16 protein-coding genes and 1 pseudogene are annotated in these 19,754 nt (G+C 66.1%); 4 read left to right on the top strand and 13 right to left on the bottom strand.

The annotated features are described in order from the left end of the window. Nucleotide 1: 1 nt before the first annotated feature. Nucleotides 2-1,426: an NlpC/P60 family peptidoglycan endopeptidase RipA gene (gene ripA, locus AC5Y46_RS01380; protein ID WP_499989807.1), complete on the bottom strand. Its 1,425-nt coding sequence runs from the start codon at nucleotides 1,424-1,426 to the stop codon at nucleotides 2-4. Nucleotides 1,427-1,668: 242 nt separating this feature from the next. After that, nucleotides 1,669-2,238 carry an Rv1476 family membrane protein gene (locus tag AC5Y46_RS01375; protein ID WP_499989806.1) on the bottom strand — a complete coding sequence of 190 codons (570 nt, stop codon included), beginning with the start codon at nucleotides 2,236-2,238 and terminating at the stop codon, nucleotides 1,669-1,671. 237 nt (nucleotides 2,239-2,475) lie between these two features. Between AC5Y46_RS01375 and AC5Y46_RS01370 the strand changes: the two genes are divergently transcribed. After that, entirely contained in the window at nucleotides 2,476-5,295 is a 2,820-nt protein-coding gene (locus AC5Y46_RS01370) for an aconitate hydratase (protein ID WP_499989805.1), read from the top strand. 20 nt (nucleotides 5,296-5,315) lie between these two features. Further along, nucleotides 5,316-5,894, top strand: coding sequence for a TetR/AcrR family transcriptional regulator (locus tag AC5Y46_RS01365; protein ID WP_499989804.1), 579 nt, complete (start codon nucleotides 5,316-5,318; stop codon nucleotides 5,892-5,894). Nucleotides 5,895-5,900: 6 nt separating this feature from the next. Here the strand turns inward: AC5Y46_RS01365 and AC5Y46_RS01360 are convergent, their stop codons facing one another. The 4 genes from AC5Y46_RS01360 to AC5Y46_RS01345 are packed head-to-tail and all read right to left on the bottom strand — an operon-like array spanning nucleotide 5,901 to nucleotide 9,166. After that, nucleotides 5,901-7,529, bottom strand: coding sequence for an ABC-F family ATP-binding cassette domain-containing protein (locus AC5Y46_RS01360; protein ID WP_499989803.1), 1,629 nt, complete (start codon nucleotides 7,527-7,529; stop codon nucleotides 5,901-5,903). Nucleotides 7,530-7,559: 30 nt separating this feature from the next. Beyond that, complete coding sequence (locus AC5Y46_RS01355; RefSeq protein ID WP_499944609.1) at nucleotides 7,560-8,399, bottom strand: enoyl-CoA hydratase; 840 nt, start codon at nucleotides 8,397-8,399, stop codon at nucleotides 7,560-7,562. A gap of 10 nt (nucleotides 8,400-8,409) precedes the next feature. Further along, nucleotides 8,410-8,751, bottom strand: coding sequence for a thioredoxin (gene trxA / locus AC5Y46_RS01350; RefSeq protein WP_499989802.1), 342 nt, complete (start codon nucleotides 8,749-8,751; stop codon nucleotides 8,410-8,412). A gap of 49 nt (nucleotides 8,752-8,800) precedes the next feature. Further along, nucleotides 8,801-9,166 (bottom strand): thioredoxin family protein, encoded by a 366-nt coding sequence (locus tag AC5Y46_RS01345; RefSeq protein ID WP_499989801.1) that lies wholly within the window; start codon nucleotides 9,164-9,166, stop codon nucleotides 8,801-8,803. Nucleotides 9,167-9,340: 174 nt separating this feature from the next. On the opposite strand from AC5Y46_RS01345, the gene AC5Y46_RS01340 reads away from it, so the two are divergent. Next, nucleotides 9,341-10,462 carry a PE family protein gene (locus tag AC5Y46_RS01340; protein WP_499944554.1) on the top strand — a complete coding sequence of 374 codons (1,122 nt, stop codon included), beginning with the start codon at nucleotides 9,341-9,343 and terminating at the stop codon, nucleotides 10,460-10,462. 101 nt (nucleotides 10,463-10,563) lie between these two features. Next, a complete protein-coding gene (locus tag AC5Y46_RS01335; RefSeq protein ID WP_499989800.1) occupies nucleotides 10,564-12,393 on the top strand; it encodes an acyl-CoA dehydrogenase in 1,830 nt (609 codons plus the stop codon). Nucleotides 12,394-12,395: 2 nt separating this feature from the next. Here the strand turns inward: AC5Y46_RS01335 and AC5Y46_RS01330 are convergent, their stop codons facing one another. The 7 genes and pseudogenes from AC5Y46_RS01330 to AC5Y46_RS01300 all read right to left on the bottom strand — a co-directional run bounded on the left by AC5Y46_RS01330 (nucleotide 12,396) and on the right by AC5Y46_RS01300 (nucleotide 19,692). After that, nucleotides 12,396-12,764: a metal-sulfur cluster assembly factor gene (locus tag AC5Y46_RS01330; RefSeq protein WP_499944551.1), complete on the bottom strand. Its 369-nt coding sequence runs from the start codon at nucleotides 12,762-12,764 to the stop codon at nucleotides 12,396-12,398. Then, nucleotides 12,718-13,207 (bottom strand): annotated as a pseudogene (gene sufU / locus AC5Y46_RS01325) (Fe-S cluster assembly sulfur transfer protein SufU). The gene AC5Y46_RS01330 and the pseudogene sufU overlap by 47 nt, the downstream one beginning before the upstream one ends. A 16-nt stretch (nucleotides 13,208-13,223) precedes the next feature. Beyond that, nucleotides 13,224-14,459 carry a cysteine desulfurase gene (locus AC5Y46_RS01320; protein WP_499989799.1) on the bottom strand — a complete coding sequence of 412 codons (1,236 nt, stop codon included), beginning with the start codon at nucleotides 14,457-14,459 and terminating at the stop codon, nucleotides 13,224-13,226. A gap of 1 nt (nucleotide 14,460) precedes the next feature. Further along, on the bottom strand, nucleotides 14,461-15,243 hold the full coding sequence (gene sufC, locus AC5Y46_RS01315; RefSeq protein WP_499944549.1) for a Fe-S cluster assembly ATPase SufC: 783 nt from the start codon (nucleotides 15,241-15,243) through the stop codon (nucleotides 14,461-14,463). Continuing rightward, the gene (gene sufD, locus AC5Y46_RS01310; protein ID WP_499989798.1) at nucleotides 15,240-16,394 is read right to left on the bottom strand and encodes a Fe-S cluster assembly protein SufD; all 1,155 of its coding nucleotides are present in this window, start codon (nucleotides 16,392-16,394) and stop codon (nucleotides 15,240-15,242) included. Before sufD ends, sufC begins: the two co-directional genes overlap by 4 nt. Next, nucleotides 16,391-18,949, bottom strand: coding sequence for a Fe-S cluster assembly protein SufB (gene sufB, locus AC5Y46_RS01305; RefSeq protein ID WP_499989797.1), 2,559 nt, complete (start codon nucleotides 18,947-18,949; stop codon nucleotides 16,391-16,393). Before sufB ends, sufD begins: the two co-directional genes overlap by 4 nt. Continuing rightward, a complete protein-coding gene (locus AC5Y46_RS01300; RefSeq protein ID WP_499989796.1) occupies nucleotides 18,946-19,692 on the bottom strand; it encodes a helix-turn-helix transcriptional regulator in 747 nt (248 codons plus the stop codon). The genes sufB and AC5Y46_RS01300 overlap by 4 nt, the downstream gene beginning before the upstream one ends. Nucleotides 19,693-19,754: the final 62 nt, after the last annotated feature.

The following is a 19,754-nucleotide window of genomic DNA, read 5'->3' as shown; positions in this document are numbered from 1 at the left end:
GTTAATACTCGATATAGCGGACCACGAAGGGCGTCATGCCGCTGGTGCGAACCGGTGCGGTACGCACCTTCAAACCGATGTCGGGCGCCTCGAGCATCTGGCCGTTGCCGAGGTAGATCGTCACGTGCTGGCTGCCGCCGGGGCCGTAGAAGATGACGTCGCCGCGCCGCATCTGGGCGGTAGGGATCTTGCGGCCCTGGTTGTACTGCGAACCCGAGTAGTGCGGCAGTTTGATGCCGACCCCGGCGAACGAGTAGAGCACCAGCCCCGAACAGTCGAACCCGGTGATGCCGGCCCCGGAATCGATCCCTTTGCTGGGCCCGGCGGCGTTTCCCCCGCCCCAGGAGTAGGGCACGCCGATCTGTGCCATGCCGCGGCGGATCACGTACTCGGAAGCCTGCCGCCCGTAGACCCGCGGAATCCGTCCCGACGTCGCGCCGGTCGGCACATTGGTGATTCCCGTGTCGTCGGGCTTGAGGATGCCCAACCCCTGCAGGAACTGTTTGCCCATCTGAGCGGTGACCTGTGCCGAGGTCGCCGAGTAACCCAGCACCTGATTGACCACCGCGATCGGGTCGCCGGGAACATTGGCACTGGGGATCTGCGGCAGCGAAGGGTCCCACCCGTCCCAGCGACGGCCGCCGTTCGCGCCGGGTGCGGTGTCCCACATGTTCGGCGGCGTGCCCTGCCCGCCCGCCTGGGTCCAGGCGACGAACCGCGCCTGCTGCAACTTGTTCTCGGCCTCGTCGCGCTCGGCGGCCAGGCGATTGACTTCCTCGCGTTGCTCATCGAACTTGCGGCGGGTGTCGGCCAGCGCGTTCACGGCCGCGTCCTGGCTGGACTTGGCGTCGGCCGCGGCCTGGTCGGCCTTCTGCTTGGCCAGTCGCGACGCCGATTCCTTGTTCACCTGTTCGGTGCGGGCGCGCTGCAGCTTCGTCATCACCGATTGCGAGCTGGCGGCCATGGTTCGGGCAGCGGTAGCGGCGGCGATCATGTCTTCGGGACTGCGCGCGGTCAGGTAACCGTCCGACGGACCATTCATATAGGTGGCGGCCGCGAAGGTGTCGAACCGATGCTGGGCCGCGGCGATGGCCGCGGTGGCATCCTTGACGGCCTGCTGGCTGGCTTCGAGTTCGCGGCCGGCGGTGTCGGCGTGCTCACGCGCTTCCTCTACCGCGACCAGAGCCTTGTTGACGCTTTCCTGTTCGATTTCGACGGTGTTGCTCAGGTCCTCGAGGCGCTGGTTGGCCCTGGCGACGTTGGCGATCAGCACTGCCATGGAGTCCGCGGCGGGCTCGGCGTGGGCTATTCCGCCCGCCAGCTCGGGGGTGCAGAACAACATCGCCACACTCAGCATCGCCGGCACGGCGGGGCGTACCAGCCGTGCGGTGGTTCGGGAAGCGGAGCCAGGGCGTGTCCGTCTCATTCGACTTGGATCTCCTAGGGCTTAAATCGGACGGACGGCGCCGGTTTTCGGGAAAAGCGCCAAAAGCATCACAAGCATCATTCGCACCGTACGTCACACTTGTTCCGGACGAAACGCACGCCACAAATCGCACTCGGGAAGTGCGTTTACTGTGACCGAACGGTGACCTGCAGGGTTTGCCGAATACGGCGCGTCAGCGCCGGCTATCGCCTCGACGCGAGGTGAAGACCTGGGAAGATAGGTCAGACGTCTTCGCCGGACACTGTTTCGGCGAGCGGGGCGGACGTTGCTGCCGACCGACGGCGAAGCTGCAGGAACCGGGTGCCGGCGGCCGCGGCGAATACCCCGATCAAGACCGCGATGGTGAATGCGGTCCAGGGGAACTCCGGAGTACTCAGTTCGTTGAGAAAGTTCTGTGCGGAGTGCACCGGATTACCGGTCTTGGAATGGTCTTCACCCGCCTCCAGCGTCACCCGCGGAAAGTGTGAGCTGTAGCTGCCGACGTAGCTGGGGCTCAGCACCAGGACGGTGGAGTCGGGGTAGTCGGCGCCCACGACGGTCGCGATGTCGCGCAGCGGGGTGTCGTTGGGCGGATTGTGGTCGAGCAGGACGATCTTGAGGCTGATGCCGTGGCTGCGGGCCTGGTTGACGATGTCGAGCAGACCCGGTTCGGGACCCGGCGCCGACGCGACACCGTCCGCTTTGACCTCAGCCTTGATCGTGGTCATGTCGACGTCCTGCGGAATGTATGCGGGCAGGAACGGGATGGTCTGCGGCAACGGCAGTTCGGTCAACTGTTCCCGACCGGTCATGGTGTCGCTCCTCCCGAAGTGCTAGCAGCACCGTACCTGTCGCACGATTGCGCACCTGCAGACGCGTGCACGGGGCATCTCGACACCCACCTCCCTTGGGGGTTTCGTCATCGGCCTCACCGGACAAGACTGGAGAGTGCGTGTGCCGTGCTAATGCAGGACAAGCGTACTGTTAAAGTGGCACGACTCCGTCGGCACGGCCCGTCGGCGGAAAGAACTTAATTCCTGGGAGTTGATGTGACTAGCAAAGGTTCGGTGAACTCGTTCGAAGCCCGCGACACCCTCGAGATCGGTGACAAGAGTTACGAGATCTACCGACTCGATGCCGTCCCGGAAACCAAGAAACTCCCCTACAGCCTCAAGGTGCTGGCCGAGAATCTGCTGCGCAACGAGGACGGCAGCAACATCACCAAAGAGCACATCGAGGCCATCGCCAATTGGGACCCCGAGGCCGAGCCCAGCATCGAAATCCAGTACACCCCCGCACGCGTGGTGATGCAGGACTTCACCGGCGTGCCCTGCATCGTCGACCTGGCCACCATGCGTGAGGCCATCGGCGACCTGGGCGGCGACGCCGAGAAGGTCAACCCGCTGGCGCCGGCCGACCTCGTCATCGACCACTCCGTCATCGCCGATCTCTTCGGCACCGCCAACGCCTTCGAGCGCAACGTCGAGATCGAGTACGAACGCAACGGCGAGCGTTACCAGTTCTTGCGCTGGGGCCAGGGCGCTTTCGACGATTTCAAGGTGGTGCCGCCGGGAACCGGCATCGTGCACCAGGTCAACATCGAATACCTGGCCAGTGTGGTGATGGAGCGCGACGGGCAGGCCTACCCCGACACCTGTGTGGGCACCGACTCGCACACCACGATGGTCAACGGCCTCGGCGTCCTGGGCTGGGGCGTGGGCGGCATCGAGGCCGAGGCCGCGATGCTCGGCCAGCCGGTATCGATGCTGATCCCGCGGGTCGTCGGCTTCAAACTGACCGGTGAAATCCAATCGGCCGTGACCGCGACCGACGTGGTGCTGACCGTGACCGAGATGCTGCGCGAGCACGGCGTCGTCGGCAAGTTCGTCGAGTTCTACGGCGAGGGCGTGGCCGAGGTGCCGTTGGCCAACCGGGCCACGCTGGGCAACATGAGTCCTGAATTCGGTTCCACCGCAGCGATTTTCCCGATCGACGACGAGACCATCTCGTACCTGAAGTTCACCGGGCGCAGCGAGGAGCAACTCGCGTTGGTCGAGACCTACGCCAAGGAACAGGGTTTGTGGCATGACCCGGAGAACGAGCCGAAGTTCTCCGAATACCTCGAACTCGACCTGTCCACGGTGGTGCCCTCGATCGCCGGGCCCAAGCGACCGCAGGACCGCATCGCGCTCTCCGACGCCAAATCGACCTTCCGCGAACAGATCCCGAACTACGTCGGCGACGGCGACGGCGACAAGAACTACTCGAAGCTGGACGAGACCGTAGAAGACTCATTCCCGGCCAGCGATCCTGGTTCACCGGAGAACGGCAGCGTCGACGACAGGCCGAACGTGGAGTCCGCCGCGGTACATGCCAACGGTCGGGTGAGCAACCCCGTCGAAGTGAAATCCGAGGAGTACGGCGAGTTCGTGCTGGATCACGGCGCGGTGGTGATCGCCGCGATCACCTCGTGCACCAACACCTCCAACCCCGAGGTGATGCTGGGGGCCGCCCTGCTGGCGCGCAACGCCGTCGACAAGGGACTCGCGTCCAAGCCCTGGGTGAAGACGACTATGGCGCCCGGCTCGCAGGTGGTCAGCGACTACTACGACAAAGCCGGTCTGTGGCCGTACCTGGAGAAGCTCGGTTTCTACCTGGTCGGCTACGGCTGCACCACTTGCATCGGCAACTCCGGACCACTGCCCGAGGAAATCTCGAAAGCGGTGAACGACAACGACCTTGCCGTCGCGGCGGTGCTGTCGGGCAACCGTAACTTCGAGGGACGCATCAACCCCGACGTCAAGATGAACTACCTGGCGTCGCCGCCGCTGGTGGTCGCCTACGCACTGGCCGGGTCGATGGACTTCGACTTCGACGAGGACCCGCTGGGCAAGGATGAGGACGGCAACGACGTCTACTTGAAGGACATCTGGCCGTCGCAGAAAGAGGTCTCCGACACCATCGCTTCGGCGATCAACCAGGAGATGTTCACCAAGAACTACGCCGACGTGTTCAAGGGCGACGAGCGTTGGCAGAACCTGCCGACCCCCGAGGGCAACACCTTCGAGTGGGACGAGGAATCCACCTACGTGCGCAAGCCACCGTACTTCGACGGCATGTCCGAGGAGCCGGAGCCGGTGACCGACATCAAGGGCGCCAGAGTGCTTGCGCTGCTTGGAGATTCGGTGACCACGGACCACATCTCCCCCGCCGGCGCGATCAAGCCCGACACCCCGGCGGCGAAGTACCTCGACGAGCACGGCGTGGAACGCAAGGACTACAACTCCTTCGGCTCGCGCCGCGGCAACCACGAGGTGATGATCCGGGGCACGTTCGCCAACATCCGGTTGCGCAACCAGTTGCTCGACGACGTGTCGGGTGGTTACACCCGCGACTTCACCCAAGACGATGCGTCGCAGGCCTTCATCTACGACGCCGCACAGAACTATGCGGAGCAGGACATCCCGCTGGTGGTGCTCGGCGGCAAGGAATACGGCTCCGGCTCGTCGCGGGACTGGGCCGCCAAGGGCACCCGACTGCTGGGTGTGCGGGCGGTGATCACCGAGTCGTTCGAGCGCATCCACCGCTCCAACCTGATCGGTATGGGCGTGATTCCGCTGCAGTTCCCGGACGGGGAGTCGGCGGAGTCACTGGGCCTGGACGGCACCGAGACGTTCGACATCACCGGCATCGAGGAGCTCAACGACGGCAAGACGCCCAAGACGGTGAAGGTCAAGGCCAGCAAGGATTCCGGGGATCCGGTCGAGTTCGACGCGAAGGTGCGCATCGACACGCCCGGGGAAGCCGACTACTACCGCAACGGCGGCATCCTGCAGTACGTGCTGCGCAACATGCTCAAGTCTGGCTAACTGACGACTCAAGCCCGTCGATGCCAAAGGTCAGCGAGGACCATCTGGAGGCCCGCCGTCGTCAGATCCTCGACGGCGCCCGCCGCTGTTTCGCCGAATACGGCTACGACCAGGCGACCGTGCGTCGGCTCGAGAAAGAGATCGGGATGTCGCGCGGTGCGATCTTCCATCATTTCCGGGACAAGGACGCCCTGTTCTTCGCTCTCGCGCGCGAAGACACCCAGCGCATGGCGGAGGTCGCCTCGCGCGAGGGGCTCATCCAGGTGATGCGCAACATGCTGGCCGCGCCGGAGCAGTTCGACTGGTTGGCCACCCGGCTGGAGATCGCCCGCAAGCTGCGCCACGACCCGGAGTTCAGCCGCGGCTGGGCCGAGCGTTCGGCCGAGCTGGCGGCGGCGACCACCGAGCGGCTGCAGCGCCAGAAGCAGGCCGGGCGGGTCCGTGACGACGTGCCCACCGACGCGCTGCACTGCTATCTGGACCTGGTGCTCGACGGTTTGGTGGCACGACTGGCGTCGGGCGAGGATCCGCAGCGGCTGGCCGCCGTGCTGGACCTGGTGGAGAACTCGGTGCGCAGGCCGGCTTCGACCCGCAGCTGACCGGCGTCAGGCCAGTTCGATGAGGTCGCGATATTCCTCGGACCAGTAGTCCTCGGTGCCGTCGGGCAACAGCAGCACCCGCTGGGGGTCGAGCGCCTCGGCCGCGCCGGGGTCGTGGGTCACCAGCACCACCGCGCCCTGGTAGCTGCGCAGCGCGTCGAGCACCTGCTCACGCGAGGCCGGGTCGAGGTTGTTGGTCGGTTCGTCGAGCAGCAGCACGTTCGCCGTCGACGCCACCAGACCGGCCAGTGCCAGCCGCGTCTTCTCCCCACCGGACAGGGTGCCCGCGGGTTGCTCGAGCTGCGGACCGCTGAACATGAACGCACCGAGCAGGCCGCGCAGATCCTGTTCACCGGTTTCGGGCGCGGCGTGCCGGATGTTCTCCCAGACCGTCGCGTCGTCGTCGAGGGTGTCGTGCTCCTGCGCGAAATACCCGATCCGCATCCCGTGACCGGGTTCCAGGCCGCCGGTGTCGGGGGTCTCGACCCCGGCCAGCAACCGCAGCAGGGTGGTCTTGCCGGCGCCGTTGAGCCCGAGCACCACCACGCGGGAACCGCGGTCGATGGCCAGGTCGAGGCCGGTGAAAACCTCGAGGGAGCCGTAGGTCTTGCTCAGACCCTTGGCCACCAACGGGGTACGCCCGCACGGGGCGGGGGTCGGGAACTTGATGCGGGCCACCTTGTCGGCCACGCGTTCCTCGTCCAGCGCAGCCATCATCCGGTCGGCGCGACGCAACATGTTCTGCGCCGCAACAGCTTTGGTGGCTTTGGCGCCCAACTTGGCGGCCTGGGTGCGCAATGCCGCGGCCTTGCGTTCGGCGTTGGCGCGTTCCCGACGGCGCCGTTGCTCGTCGGTGGCGCGGGCATCGAGGTATTTCTGCCAGCCCATGTTGTAGACGTCGACCTCGCCGCGGACGGCGTCGAGGAACCACACCCTGTTGACGACGTCGGCGAGCAGGTCGACGTTGTGGCTGATGATGACCAGCCCGCCGGTATGGGCGCGTAGGAAATCCCGAAGCCAGCCAACCGAATCCGCGTCCAGGTGGTTGGTCGGCTCGTCCAGCAGCAAGGTGGTGGACGACCCGGCTCCGCTGTCCGATGCGGCGAACAGGATGCGGGCCAGCTCCACCCGTCGGCGCTGACCGCCGGACAGGGTGCGCAACTGCTGAGTCAATACCCGATCGGGCAGGCCCAGGCTGGCGCAGATGCGGCCCGCCTCGCTTTCGGCGCCGTATCCGCCGAGCGCGACGAAGCGCTCCTCGAGTTGGCCGTAGCGGCGGATGGCGCGATCCCGGGCGTCGTCGTCGGCCACTTCGGCCATCAGCGCCTGCTGTTTCTCCAGATCGGTCAGCAGCACGTCCAACCCGCGGGCGGACAGCACCCGGTCGCGCGCCAGCACGTCGAGGTCGCCTTCTTTGGGATCCTGTGGCAGATAACCGATTTCCCCCTTGCGCACCACCGAACCCGCATAGGGCTGGCCCTCCCCCGCCAGGATGCGCAGCGTGGTCGTCTTACCGGCGCCGTTGCGCCCGACCAGCCCGATCCGGTCCCCGGGCTGAACCCGCAGATCGGGACCGTCCGGTGAGAGCAGGATGCGCGCACCAGCGCGGACCTCCAGGTCCGTAGCCGTGATCACATTCGCTCCTAGCTCGCATCGTCGTCGGACCTACTTGTCGTCGGTGAACACCGCCGGGCGTCTCTCCGCACGTGCGGCAACCGCTTCTTCGAAGTTGGAGGTGAGAAGACGGACGAAAAGCTGTCCCAGGCCCTCGGCCTGCATGTGCCCTTCCAGACTACCGGCGTCGAGTCCACTCCACAGTGTGCGTTTGGTCAACTCGATGCCGGGGCGGGAGAACGCGGCCATGCGCGCGGCGATCGCATAACAGGTGTCCAGCAACTGCGCGCCCGGCACCTGACAGGACACCAGCCCGATCCGCTCGGCTTCCTCGGCGCTGACGTCGCGGCCGGTCAGCATGATCTCGAACGCCCGCGACGACCCGATGGCCCTGGGCAGCAGGTAACTGAGGCCCAGTTCGCTGGCGGTCAGACCGTTGTTGATGCCGGCCGCCCGGAAATAGGCGCTGGTGGAGGCCACCCGGATGTCGGCGGCCAGCGCGAGGCACAGCCCGCCGCCGATCGCCGCGCCGTTCACCGCGGCGATCACCGGCTGATGCAACCTACGCAGCTTGAGGATGACGTCGTCGAGGATTTCCATCGAGCGCAGCGCGTATGTCGGCCGGGTCAGCCCGTCGACGTGCGGGACGGTGCCCGCGGACTTGTGGTCCGCCCCCGAAGAGAAACCGCGCCCCGCGCCGGTGAGCACCACCACCCGCACCGAGTTGTCCGACCCGACCTGTTCGAGGGTCTCGCGCAACGGAACCATGACGTCGAAGGCCATGGAGTTCATCCGCTCGGGACGGTTGAGGGTGATCAGGGCGATCTCGGGTCGCGGATGTTCGAGGAGGACCAGACTCACCAGTGAACGGTATCGCAGACGGCCGGCGATCCGTCGGGGCTCAGACTTCGGTGGCCTCGATCTCGTAGTCCTTGAGCTGCTGGACCAGGTCCTCCAACGCCGCCGGCGGCAACGCACCGGCCTGGTTGAACAGCAGCTGGCCCTTCTTGAACGCCATCAGGGTCGGGATGGACCGGATCTGAGCGGCCGCCGCCAACTCCTGCTCGGCTTCGGTGTCCACCTTGGCGAAGACGACATCGGGGTGTTTCTCCGAGGCCGCCTTGAAGGTCGGTGCGAACGCCCGGCACGGGCCGCACCAGGACGCCCAGAAGTCGACGAGCACCATGTCGTTTTCGGCGATTGTGTCGTTGAACTGTGCAGCAGTGAGGTCTTGGGTAGTCACGTCTGCGGTAACGCCACCGCCGGCACCTTTGTTCCCGGCCCGCGGGGATTCACGCCCGGTCCAGCAAACTGCCGCTGGGCGCCAACCGGTAGGCCCTGAGGTGGGTGACCAGGTCCAGCATCACCCTGGGATTGGCGATACCGGCCTGCTTGAACACCAACTTGCCCTTCTTGAAGGCCATCAGGGTGGGCAACAGCTTCACCCCGGCGGTCTCGACCAGCTCCTTCTCGGTTTCGAAGTTGACCTTGCCGTGCACGATGTCCGGGCAGGTTTCGGCGGATTTCTCGTACGTCGGGGTGAACACGTCGCACGGTTGGCACAGCGGCGCCCAGAAGTAGACCAGCACGTTGTCGTTGCCCAGGACCGCCTGCCGGAAGTCGGCGGCGGTGAGGTCTCGCGTCGGCGCGTTGTCCATCGAGCCGAGATTACGTCCAGTGCGACCAGACCCGCACGACATTGTGCGGGCCCGCCGAATCGATGTCGGCACGTCCGGACTGGTCGGCTGCGAAATTGGTGGTCCGTCGATGGATTCATCCGTGCGAAATGGGGATAGGATTCTTGGGTCGCTGTCTCAGTGTGGAGGTGCGAGATGTCGTTCGTGGTCGCCAACACAGACTTCGTTTCGCAAGCCGCCGGGAATCTGGCCCGGGTCGGCTCGCTCATCAGTGAAGCCAATTCCGCGGCAGCGGCACAGACCACCGGCGTGCTGGCCGCCGGTGCCGACGAAGTTTCCAGAGCGGTCGCAGCGGTATTCGGCGCGCACGCGCAGGGCTATCAGAACCTCAGCGCACAGGCCAGCGCGTTCCACGAGCAGTTCGTGCGGGCTTTGGCCGGTGGCGCGCAGTCGTACGCCCTTGCCGAGGCCACCAACTTCGGCCCCTTACAGCCGGTGTTCGACCTGATCAACGCACCTACCAACCTTCTGCTGGGGCGCCCACTGATCGGCAGCGGTGCCGACGGCACGGCGGCGAGCCCGAACGGTCAGGCCGGCGGAATCCTGTGGGGCAACGGCGGCAACGGGTTCTCGCCAGGTATGGCCGGCGTGGCGGGCGGTAACGGCGGGGCCGCCGGACTACTCGGGAATGGCGGGGTCGGCGGTGTCGGCGGGGCTGGAGCGAACGGCGGAGCCGGCGGCGGCGGCGGGTGGCTGTTCGGCAACGGCGGCGCCGGTGGCGCCAGCGGCGGCGGCGGCGGTGCCGGCGGTCTTGGTGGCTCCGCTCTTCTGTTCGGGGCCGGTGGCGCGGGCGGTATCAGCCCCAACGGCTCGGGAGCCGGCGGCGGCGGAGGCAACGGCGGGTTGTTCTTCGGCAACGGCGGCGCAGGGAACAGCAGTTTCCTCGGCGGCGGCGGCGCGGGCGGCAGGGCCTTCCTATTCGGCGACGGCGGCGCAGGCGGGGCTGCGCTTTCCGCCGGAACCGCCGGCGCAGGCGGCAGCGCCGGATTCTTCTACGGCAACGGCGGCGCCGGCGGCAGCGGCGCGGGCCTGCTGTCGGGCGCCAACGGCGGGGCAGGCGGCCAGTCCGGGTTGATCGGCAACGGCGGCGAAGGTGGCGACGGCGGGACGCTGAACGGCAACGGCGGCGGTGGGGGCAACGCCCAGCTGATCGGCAACGGCGGCGCGGGCGGCGACGGCGGTGGCTTGACCGGCGTCAGTGGACTCGGCGGCAGGGGCGGGTTGTTGTTCGGCGCACCAGGGGCGAACGGAACATAGCGGGCGGTCAGCTGCCGCACCGAGCCCCTTACTTACGGTTGCGTACGTTTTCCGACGTCGGAGACACTTAGGACCCACCGGTCTGAGTGGAAGGAACCGCTGTGGGGCACTATATCGCCAATGTCCGCGATCTCGAGTTCAACTTGTTCGAGGTGCTCGACGTAGGCGCTGTCCTGGGAACCGGGCGCTACGCCGATCTCGACGTCGACACCGCGCGCACGATCTTGTCCGAGGCGGCGCGGCTGGCCGAAGGGCCGATCGCCGAGACTTTCGCGTTCGCCGACCGCAACCCCCCGGTCTTCGACCCGAGCACGCACACCATCAGCGTCGCGCCGGAATTGGTCAAGACGGTGCAGGCGATCAAAGACGCCGAATGGTGGCGCCTGGGCATGGCCGAGGATATCGGCGGCATGGCCGCTCCCGCGCCGCTCACGTGGGCGGTCAACGAGATGATCTACTGCGCCAACCCGTCGGTCTGCTTCTTCAACCTGGGGCCGGTGTTCGCGCAGTCCTTGTACGTAGAGGGCAACGACGAGCAAAAACGTTGGGCGGCAATGGGAGTCGAGCGCGGGTGGCAGGCCACCATGGTGCTGACCGAACCGGACGCCGGATCCGATGTGGGCGCGGGACGCACCAAAGCGATCGAACAACCCGACGGCACTTGGCATATCGAAGGGGTGAAACGGTTCATCTCCGGAGGCGACGTCGGCGACACTGCGGAAAACATCTTCCATCTCGTGCTGGCCCGCCCGGAAGGCGCCGGACCCGGGACCAAGGGCCTGAGCCTGTTCTACGTGCCCAACTTCCTGTTCGACCCCGACACCGGCGAACTCGGCGACCGGAACGGAGTGTATGTCACCGGGCTGGAACACAAGATGGGCCTGAAGTCCTCCCCCACGTGCGAAGTCACTTTCGGCGCCACCGACACACCCGCCGTCGGGTACCTGGTCGGCGGCGTGCACGACGGGATCGCGCAGATGTTCACCGTGATCGAAAACGCCCGCATGACAATCGGTGTCAAGGCTGCGGGCACCCTGTCCACCGGCTATCTCAATGCGCTGGCGTACGCCAAGGAACGCGTGCAGGGCGCCGACCTGACCCAGATGACGGACAAGACGGCCCCGCGGGTCACGATCATGCACCATCCGGATGTGCGCCGCAGCCTGATGACCCAGAAGGCCTACGCCGAGGGACTGCGGGCGTTGTATCTGTACGCCGCCGCCCATCAGGACGATGCTGTCGCACAACATGTTTCGGGTGCAGATCACGACTTGGCGCACCGCATCGACGACTTGCTGCTGCCACTCGTCAAAGGCGTGGGCTCCGAGCGCGCCTACGAGGTCCTGACCGAATCACTGCAGACGCTGGGCGGTTCGGGCTTCTTGCAGGACTATCCCATCGAGCAGTACATCCGTGATTCCAAGATCGACTCGCTCTATGAGGGCACCACGGCCATCCAGGCGCTGGACCTCTTCTTCCGCAAAATCGTGCGTGACCATGGCCAGGCTCTGCAGCATGTGACGACTCAGATCAACAAGACGATCGAGAGTGTCGACGAGTCACTCAAGGACCAGGCGGAGCTGCTGCAGGCCGCGTTGGACGACGTCACGGGCATGACCGCCGCGTTGATGGGCTACCTGATGTCGGCCGCGCAACACCCGGGCGACATCTACAAGGTCGGACTCGGCTCGGTGCGCTTCCTGCTTGCCGTCGGCGACCTGCTCATCGGGTGGCGGCTGCTCGCGCAGGCGGACGTGGCCCAGGCGGCGTTGGCCAGTGAGCCGTCCCAAGCGGACCGGGCGTTCTATCAGGGCAAGGTCGCGGTATCGGGTTTCTTCGCCAAGAACATGCTGCCCAAGCTGGCCGGCTTACGAGCCGTCCTGGAGCACCTCGACGACGAGGTCATGCGGATCCCCGAAGACGCCTTCTGACCTCAGACGGTGAAACCGAGGGCACGCAGCTGCTCGCGGCCGTCCTCGGTGATCTTGTCCGGACCCCACGGCGGGTTCCAGACCCAGTTGATCTTGATCTCGTCGACCAGGCCACTGCCGACCAGCGCCGAACGCGACTGATCCTCGATGACGTCGGTCAGCGGGCAGGCCGCAGACGTCAGGGTCATATCGACCACGGCGACAGTGCCCGCGTCGCCCTCTTCCAGGTTCAACCCGTAGACGAGACCGAGGTCGACGACGTTGATTCCCAGTTCCGGGTCCACGACATCGCGCATCGCCTCTTCGATGTCGGCGAGAAACTCCTCATCCGAAGCGCTCTGTCCGCTGCCGGGCACCGTGGTTTCGCTCATCTGTCGACCTCCTCGAGAGCTGCGTGGGCCTGCGCGAGTGCATCTTTGAACGCCATCCAGCCGAGCAACGCACATTTCACCCGCGCCGGATACTTGGCCACTCCTGCAAACGCTACTCCGTCGCCCAGGACATCCTCGTCGCCGTGGACCTTTCCGCGCGACGACACCATTTCGCTGAATGCGTCGACGGTCCGCAGCGCTTGCGGCACACTCTGCCCGATCACCTGATCGGTCAGTACCGATGTCGCGGCCTGACTGATCGAACAGCCCTGGCCGTCATAGGAGATGTCGGCGACGGTCTCACCGTCGGCGGACAACGCCACCCGCAACGTCACTTCGTCGCCGCACACCGGGTTGACGTGGAACACCTCGGCACCGAAGGGCTCCCGTAGCCCGCGGTGATGCGGGTGCTTGTAGTGGTCCAGGATCACATCCTGGTACATCTGCTCGAGCCGCAACTCAGGATCTCCCGAAGAAATCCACGGCCCGTCGCACGCCACGCACCAGCCGGTCGACTTCCTCGTCGGTGTTGTACACCGCGAACGACGCGCGTGCGGTGGCCGCGAGGCCGAACCGACGGTGCAGGGGCAGTGCGCAATGATGACCGACCCGCACCGCCACACCCTCGTCGTCGAGCACCTGGCCGACGTCGTGGGCGTGCACGCTCTCGACGACGAACGACACCGGCGATCCGCGGTTCTCCATCGACGTGGGACCGACGATGCGGACACCCTCGATGCCGGACAAGCCGTCGATGGTCTTGGCGACCAGCTCCCGCTCGTGCGCCTCGACGGCGTCCATGCCGATCGCTTCGAGATAGCGTGCGGCGGCGGCCAATCCGACCACCTGGGAGGTCATCGGGGTGCCGGCTTCGAAGCGCTGGGGCGCCGGCGCGTAGGTGGCCGATTCCATGGTGACCGTTTCGATCATCGACCCGCCCGTAAGAAAAGGCGGCATGGAGTTCAACAGGTCCCGCCGGCCGTACAACACTCCGATCCCATTGGGTCCCAGCATTTTGTGACCGGAGAACGCGGCGAAGTCGACGTCGAGCTCATGGAAGTCGACCGGGTGGTGGGGTACCGACTGGCAGGCATCCAGAATGGTCAGCGCGCCGACGGCGCGGGCGCGAGCGACCAGCTCGCCCACCGGTGCCAGCGCGCCGGTGACATTCGAATGATGGCTGAAGGCAACGACTTTGACGTTGTCGTCGAGCTGGAGCGAGTCCAGATCGATACGGCCGTCCTCGGTCACGCCATACCACTTCACGGTGGCACCGGTGCGGCGCGCCAGTTCCTGCCACGGGATCAGGTTGGCGTGGTGCTCGAGTTCGGTGGTGACGATGACGTCGCCGGGTCCGACGGCGCGCTCGAACCGGTTGTCCCCCAACACATACGACACCAGGTTGAGCGCTTCGGTGGCGTTCTTGGTGAATACCAGTTCCTCGGCGTCGGCACCGACGAACTCGGCGATGTCCGCCCGGCCCTGCTCGTAGGCATCGGTGGCTTCTTCCATCAACTGGTGCGCGCCGCGGTGCACCCCGCCGTTAGAGGTCAGGATGAACTCGCGCTCGGCGTCGAGCACCTGCAGCGGACGTTGCGACGTCGCACCGGAATCGAGGTACGCCAACTGGTTTCCGCCGCGCATGGTGCGCTTGAGGATCGGAAAATCGGCCCGGACAGCCGTCAGGTCCAGCATGCTAGGCACCGGTGGTGGCGGCCTGAGTGAAGCGCACGTAACCGTTCTGCTCGAGCTCGTCGGCCAACTCCGGGCCGCCGGATTCCGCGATCCGGCCGCCGACGAACACGTGCACGTGTTCGGGGTGGATGTAGCGCAGGATCCGGGTGTAGTGGGTGATGAGCAGCAGCCCGCCATGCTCGGCCTGTGCGTAACGGTTCACGCCCTCGCTCACCACGCGCAGCGCGTCGACGTCCAGGCCGGAGTCGGTTTCGTCGAGGACGGCGATCTTGGGTTTGAGCAGTTCCAGCTGCAGGATCTCGTGGCGCTTCTTCTCACCGCCGGAGAAGCCCTCGTTGACGCTGCGCTCGGCGAAAGCGGGGTCGATGTCCAGCGCGGCCATGGCGGCCTTGACCTCTTTGACCCAGTGCCGCAGCTTGGGTGCCTCGCCGCGGATGGCCGTCGCGGCCGAACGCAGGAAGTTCGACACCGACACGCCGGGCACCTCGACGGGGTACTGCATGGCCAGGAACAGCCCGGCCCGGGCCCGTTCGTCGACGCTCATCGCCAGCACGTCCTCGCCGTCCAGGGTGATGGACCCGGACGTGACCACGTATTTGGGGTGGCCCGCGATGGCGTAGGACAGCGTCGACTTCCCGGAGCCGTTGGGGCCCATCAGGGCATGCGTCTCACCGGATTTCACGGTCAGGTCGACGCCGTTGAGGATGGGGATCTCGCGTTCACCGTCGGCGGCGTTCGGGTTGGCGACGCTGACGTGCAGATCCTTGATTTCCAGAGTTGTCATGAGATCTTTTCCGTGATTTCCAGTTCGTGTTCGATGGCTGCGGTGAGGCGTTCCCGGATCTCGGGCACTGCGATCTTGGCGATGATCTCGCCGAAGAAGCCGCGGATCACCAGCCGGCGGGCCTGTTCTTCGGGGATGCCGCGGGAGCGCAGGTAGAACAGTTGCTCGTCGTCGAATCGTCCGGTGGCACTGGCGTGTCCGGCGCCGGCGATCTCCCCCGTCTCGATCTCCAGGTTGGGCACCGAGTCCGCGCGTGCCCCGTCGGTGAGCACCAGGTTGCGGTTCATCTCAAAGGTGTCGGTGCCGGTGGCTTCGGCACGGATCAGCACGTCGCCGATCCAGACCGTGTGCGCGTCGGGCAACTTCGACGTCGGATCCCCTTGCAGCGCACCCTTGTACAGCACATTGGACTTGCAGTCCGGCTGGGCGTGGTCGACGAGAAGCCGCGACTCGAGATGCTGACCGTCGTCGGCGAAGTACAGACCCAGCAGGTCCGCGTCGCCGCCGGGTCCGGCGAAGCGCACGTTGGTCGACGTCCGCACCACCTCGCCGCCCAACGTGACGGCGACATGGCGCAGCACCGCGTCCTTGCCCAGCCGCGCGTGGTGCGCGCTGAGATGCACGGTGTCGTCGGACCAGTCGGCGAGCCAGATGACCGTGAGCCGGGCAGCGTCCCCGACAACGAATTCGACGTTGTCGGCGTAGGTTCCGCTGCCATCGTGATCGATGACGACGACGGCCTCGCCGAGTTCTTCGACCCGGATCTGCAGGTGCCCGTAGGCGACCGCGCCGGCGCCGGGCCCGGTGACGGTGATGTTGACCGGTTCGGCGATCTGCGTGTCGCGTCCGACGGTCACCAGCGTGGCCGCGTTGTACGACGAAAACGCCTGCGCCGCAACGCGATCCGTGGGAACACCGCCCTCACCGAGTCGTTCGTCGCCGCGGCGCACGGTCTCGGTTCGGATGCCGGGCTGCTCGCTGACGGTGATCTTTGCACTGCCGGTGGCCTTCGCCGAACCGTCGTGCAGGCCGCGCAGCCGCTTCAGCGGGGTGAACCGCCAGAGTTCGTCGCGGCCGTGCGGTACCTCGAACGCGTCGACGTCGAAGGACGCGAACAGCTCGCCTTTGTTGAGTGCTGCAGGTGCGGTCATCCGACCGCGCCCTCCATCTGCAACTCGATCAGCCGGTTGAGCTCCAGCGCGTACTCCATCGGGAGTTCCTTGGCGATCGGCTCGACGAACCCGCGCACCACCATCGCCATCGCCTCGTCCTCGGTCATCCCGCGGCTCATCAGGTAGAAAAGCTGGTTCTCGCTGACCTTGGACACGGTGGCCTCGTGGCCCATCGTGACGTCGTCCTCGCGGATGTCGACGTAGGGGTAGGTGTCGCTGCGGCTGATCGTATCGACCAGCAGTGCATCGCATTTCACGCTCGACTTGGAGCCGTGTGCACCCTTGTTCACCTGGACCAGGCCGCGGTAGGACGTGCGGCCGCCGCCGCGCGCCACCGACTTGGACACGATGTTGCTCGACGTGTTGGGCGCCAGGTGCAGCATCTTGGCGCCGGTGTCCTGGTGCTGGTCCTCGCCGGCGAACGCCACCGACAACACCTCGCCCTTGGCGTGCTCACCGGTCATCCAGACCGCCGGGTACTTCATGGTCACCTTGGAGCCGATGTTGCCGTCGACCCATTCCATGGTGGCGCCGGCCTCGGCCCGCGCGCGCTTGGTCACCAAGTTGTACACGTTGTTCGACCAGTTCTGGATTGTCGTGTAACGGCAACGGCCACCGCGCTTTACGATGATCTCGACCACCGCCGAGTGCAGCGAATCCGACTTGTAAACGGGAGCAGTGCAGCCCTCCACGTAGTGAACGTAAGCGTTCTCTCCGACGATGATCAGGGTTCGCTCGAACTGGCCCATGTTTTCAGTGTTGATCCGGAAGTAGGCCTGCAGCGGGATGTCGACGTGCACGCCCGGCGGCACGTAGATGAAGCTGCCGCCCGACCATACGGCGGTGTTGAGCGCCGAGAACTTGTTGTCCCCGGCCGGAATCACGGTACCGAAGTACTGCTGGAAGATTTCCGGGTGCTCACGCAGGCCGGTGTCGGTGTCGAGGAAAATGACGCCCTGGGCTTCGAGGTCCTCCCGAATCTGGTGGTAAACCACCTCGGAGTTGTGCACGACGAGGCCTGCAGCGACGAAGTTGTGCGGTCCGTCCACCTCGATGTCGTAGACGGGCTCGACGGCGTAGGGCTCGACCGATTTGACCCGCTCGAAACCGAGCCACTCGTTGACGTGCGCCCGGATCGTGGTGCCGTGGGAGCTGTTCGACGAGTGCATGTAACGACGGCGCCCGAAGCGGCTGGTGCGCTTGATATTACGGCAGCCCAGGCGCTCGAAGTCACCGGAAATACCGAGCCGCCAAGCGGTTTGGATGCGGTCGGGCGCATGCCGGTACGGCTGAGTGAACGACCACGGCCCGGCGGCGCGCAGTCCGGACAGTTCGGCCAGCTCCCGCGCCTGACCAATCAGGGGTTCATTGGCGCTGGTCAGCAGGATCGAACCGCTCTTGTCCGGGTTCACGTACCCGTCGGCGTCCACCCATCCGCCCAAGAAGGCTAGTCGCTGGTCGACCGGCAGCCCGTAGACCCAGTCAGGCACCCGCTTGGTCAACGACAGCCCGTTGAATCCCAGCGCGACGATCCACTCCGTCAACGCCTTCGAGTTGACGACGATCCGGTACTCGTCGGCCTCGATGCACCGCAGCCCGAACAACTCCTTGACTACGCGCGTCACCTCGGCTCGCAACTCGACATCGGTTGCGGGAATGGCCAATTGGACCCGATAAGTCTTCGTCGACAGATGCAGATTGCCGTCACCGATGTACAGGCCCAACAGCCACATCAGGTCGACAGAACTCGAGGCCGGAGTCTTCAGCCCCGCCACGGTCGGAAGCTCGGCGGCGACGCCGAACTCGGGCACCCGCCGCGGCACCGCGATGAAGTCGCCCGCCTTGATCTCGCCGACAGTGACCCAACGACGAGCGAAGCGGGCGCGCTGGCGCCCTTGCTTGCGCTCATCGCGCAACACCAACATCGGGTGGTTGTCGGTAGCCCGGATAGCGCGCCGGGTGGTCTTGATCTCGTGCGTCAACCTCGTGTCGGTCTGAGCGGAGGCTCTGACCGGTGCGACGACGAACCGCTCGGCGTCCTCGTCATAGGCGAAAATTCGGTCGCCGTACTCGATTTCCTTGATCGGGACCTGGCCTCGGTTGGCCGTCCACACCAAGGTGTCCCCCGCCAAGCATTCGTACTGCGCGGCCACACCGGCAACCAGGCGCTGCTTCTCCGCCTCCGGGATGCCCAACCGGTCGTAAGTGTTTTTGATATCCTCTGGCAACTCTTCCCATGACGCCGCCTGCTTCTCCGTCGACCGCACGAAATACTTGATGTTGTCGAAGTCGATGCCTTCGAGATTGGACCCCCAGTTGGGCATCGGCTTCTTGTCGAAGATGCCAAGCGCCTTCAGGCGGGTCTTCAGCATCCACTCGGGCTCGTTCTTCTTCGCCGAGATGTCGCGGACCACGGCCTCGGACAGCCCGCGCCGGGCGCTGGCGCCCGCGACGTCGGAGTCGGCCCAGCCGTAGCCGTACCGGCCCAGCGACTCGATCGTCTGTTCCTGGGTCAGCGGCGCTTCGAGTGTCATCGGGACGCTCCTCTGGTGTTGGTGATCGGCGGGCGCGGGCTGGGCGCCGGGGCGAGTGGTACATGGGTGGTGCAGGCGCAGTCACCGTTGACGATCGTCGCCAACAACTGCACATGCGTGCCGAGCACCTGCGACATGGCCTGCTGCTCGGCTTCGCACAGCTCCGGGAATTCCTCGGCCACGTGCGAGACCGGGCAGTGATGCTGGCAGATTTGCACACCGTGGATGGGCCCGCCCACCCGGGTGGTGGTGGCGACGTAGCCGGCATCGGTGAGCGCGTCGGCTATCCGCCCGGCCGCGGCTTCGACGGACGCTTCGTCGGAACCGTCGGCGGGTGCGACATCGGACAGCAGCGAGTCGATGCGGCGGCGCGCGAATGTCCGCACCGCGTCGTCGCCGCCGATCTCGCGCAGTTGTCGCATTGCGGCAGAGGCCAAGTCGTCGTAGGCGTGGTCGAGCTTGCCGCGTCCGGCAGCGGTCAACCGGTAGCGCTTGGCGGGCCGGCCGCGGCCCACCTGCTGCCAGGACGCGGCAGCCACGGATTCGGCGTCCCCGGCGTCGATGAGTGCGTCGAGATGGCGTCGCACCCCGGCGGCCGACAAACCGAGCCGTTCACTGATATCCGTGGCGGTGATTGATCCCGATTCCAGCAGCAGTCGCACGATCGCGCGCCTCGTGTGACCGTCCGACCCGGCAGCACCGGCCGTAGGCACGGCAAGGCCAAGCTCGGATCGGATTTTCACAACACCAGTGTGTCGCAATTCCGAGCCTCGGTCCAGCAAGGGTCCCCTTACGTGACGAGGCC

This window comes from Mycobacterium sp. NGS59, assembly GCF_059812345.1.
The sequence above is the reverse complement of the archived record's forward strand: the minus strand, read 5'-3'. Positions and strand labels throughout refer to the sequence as shown.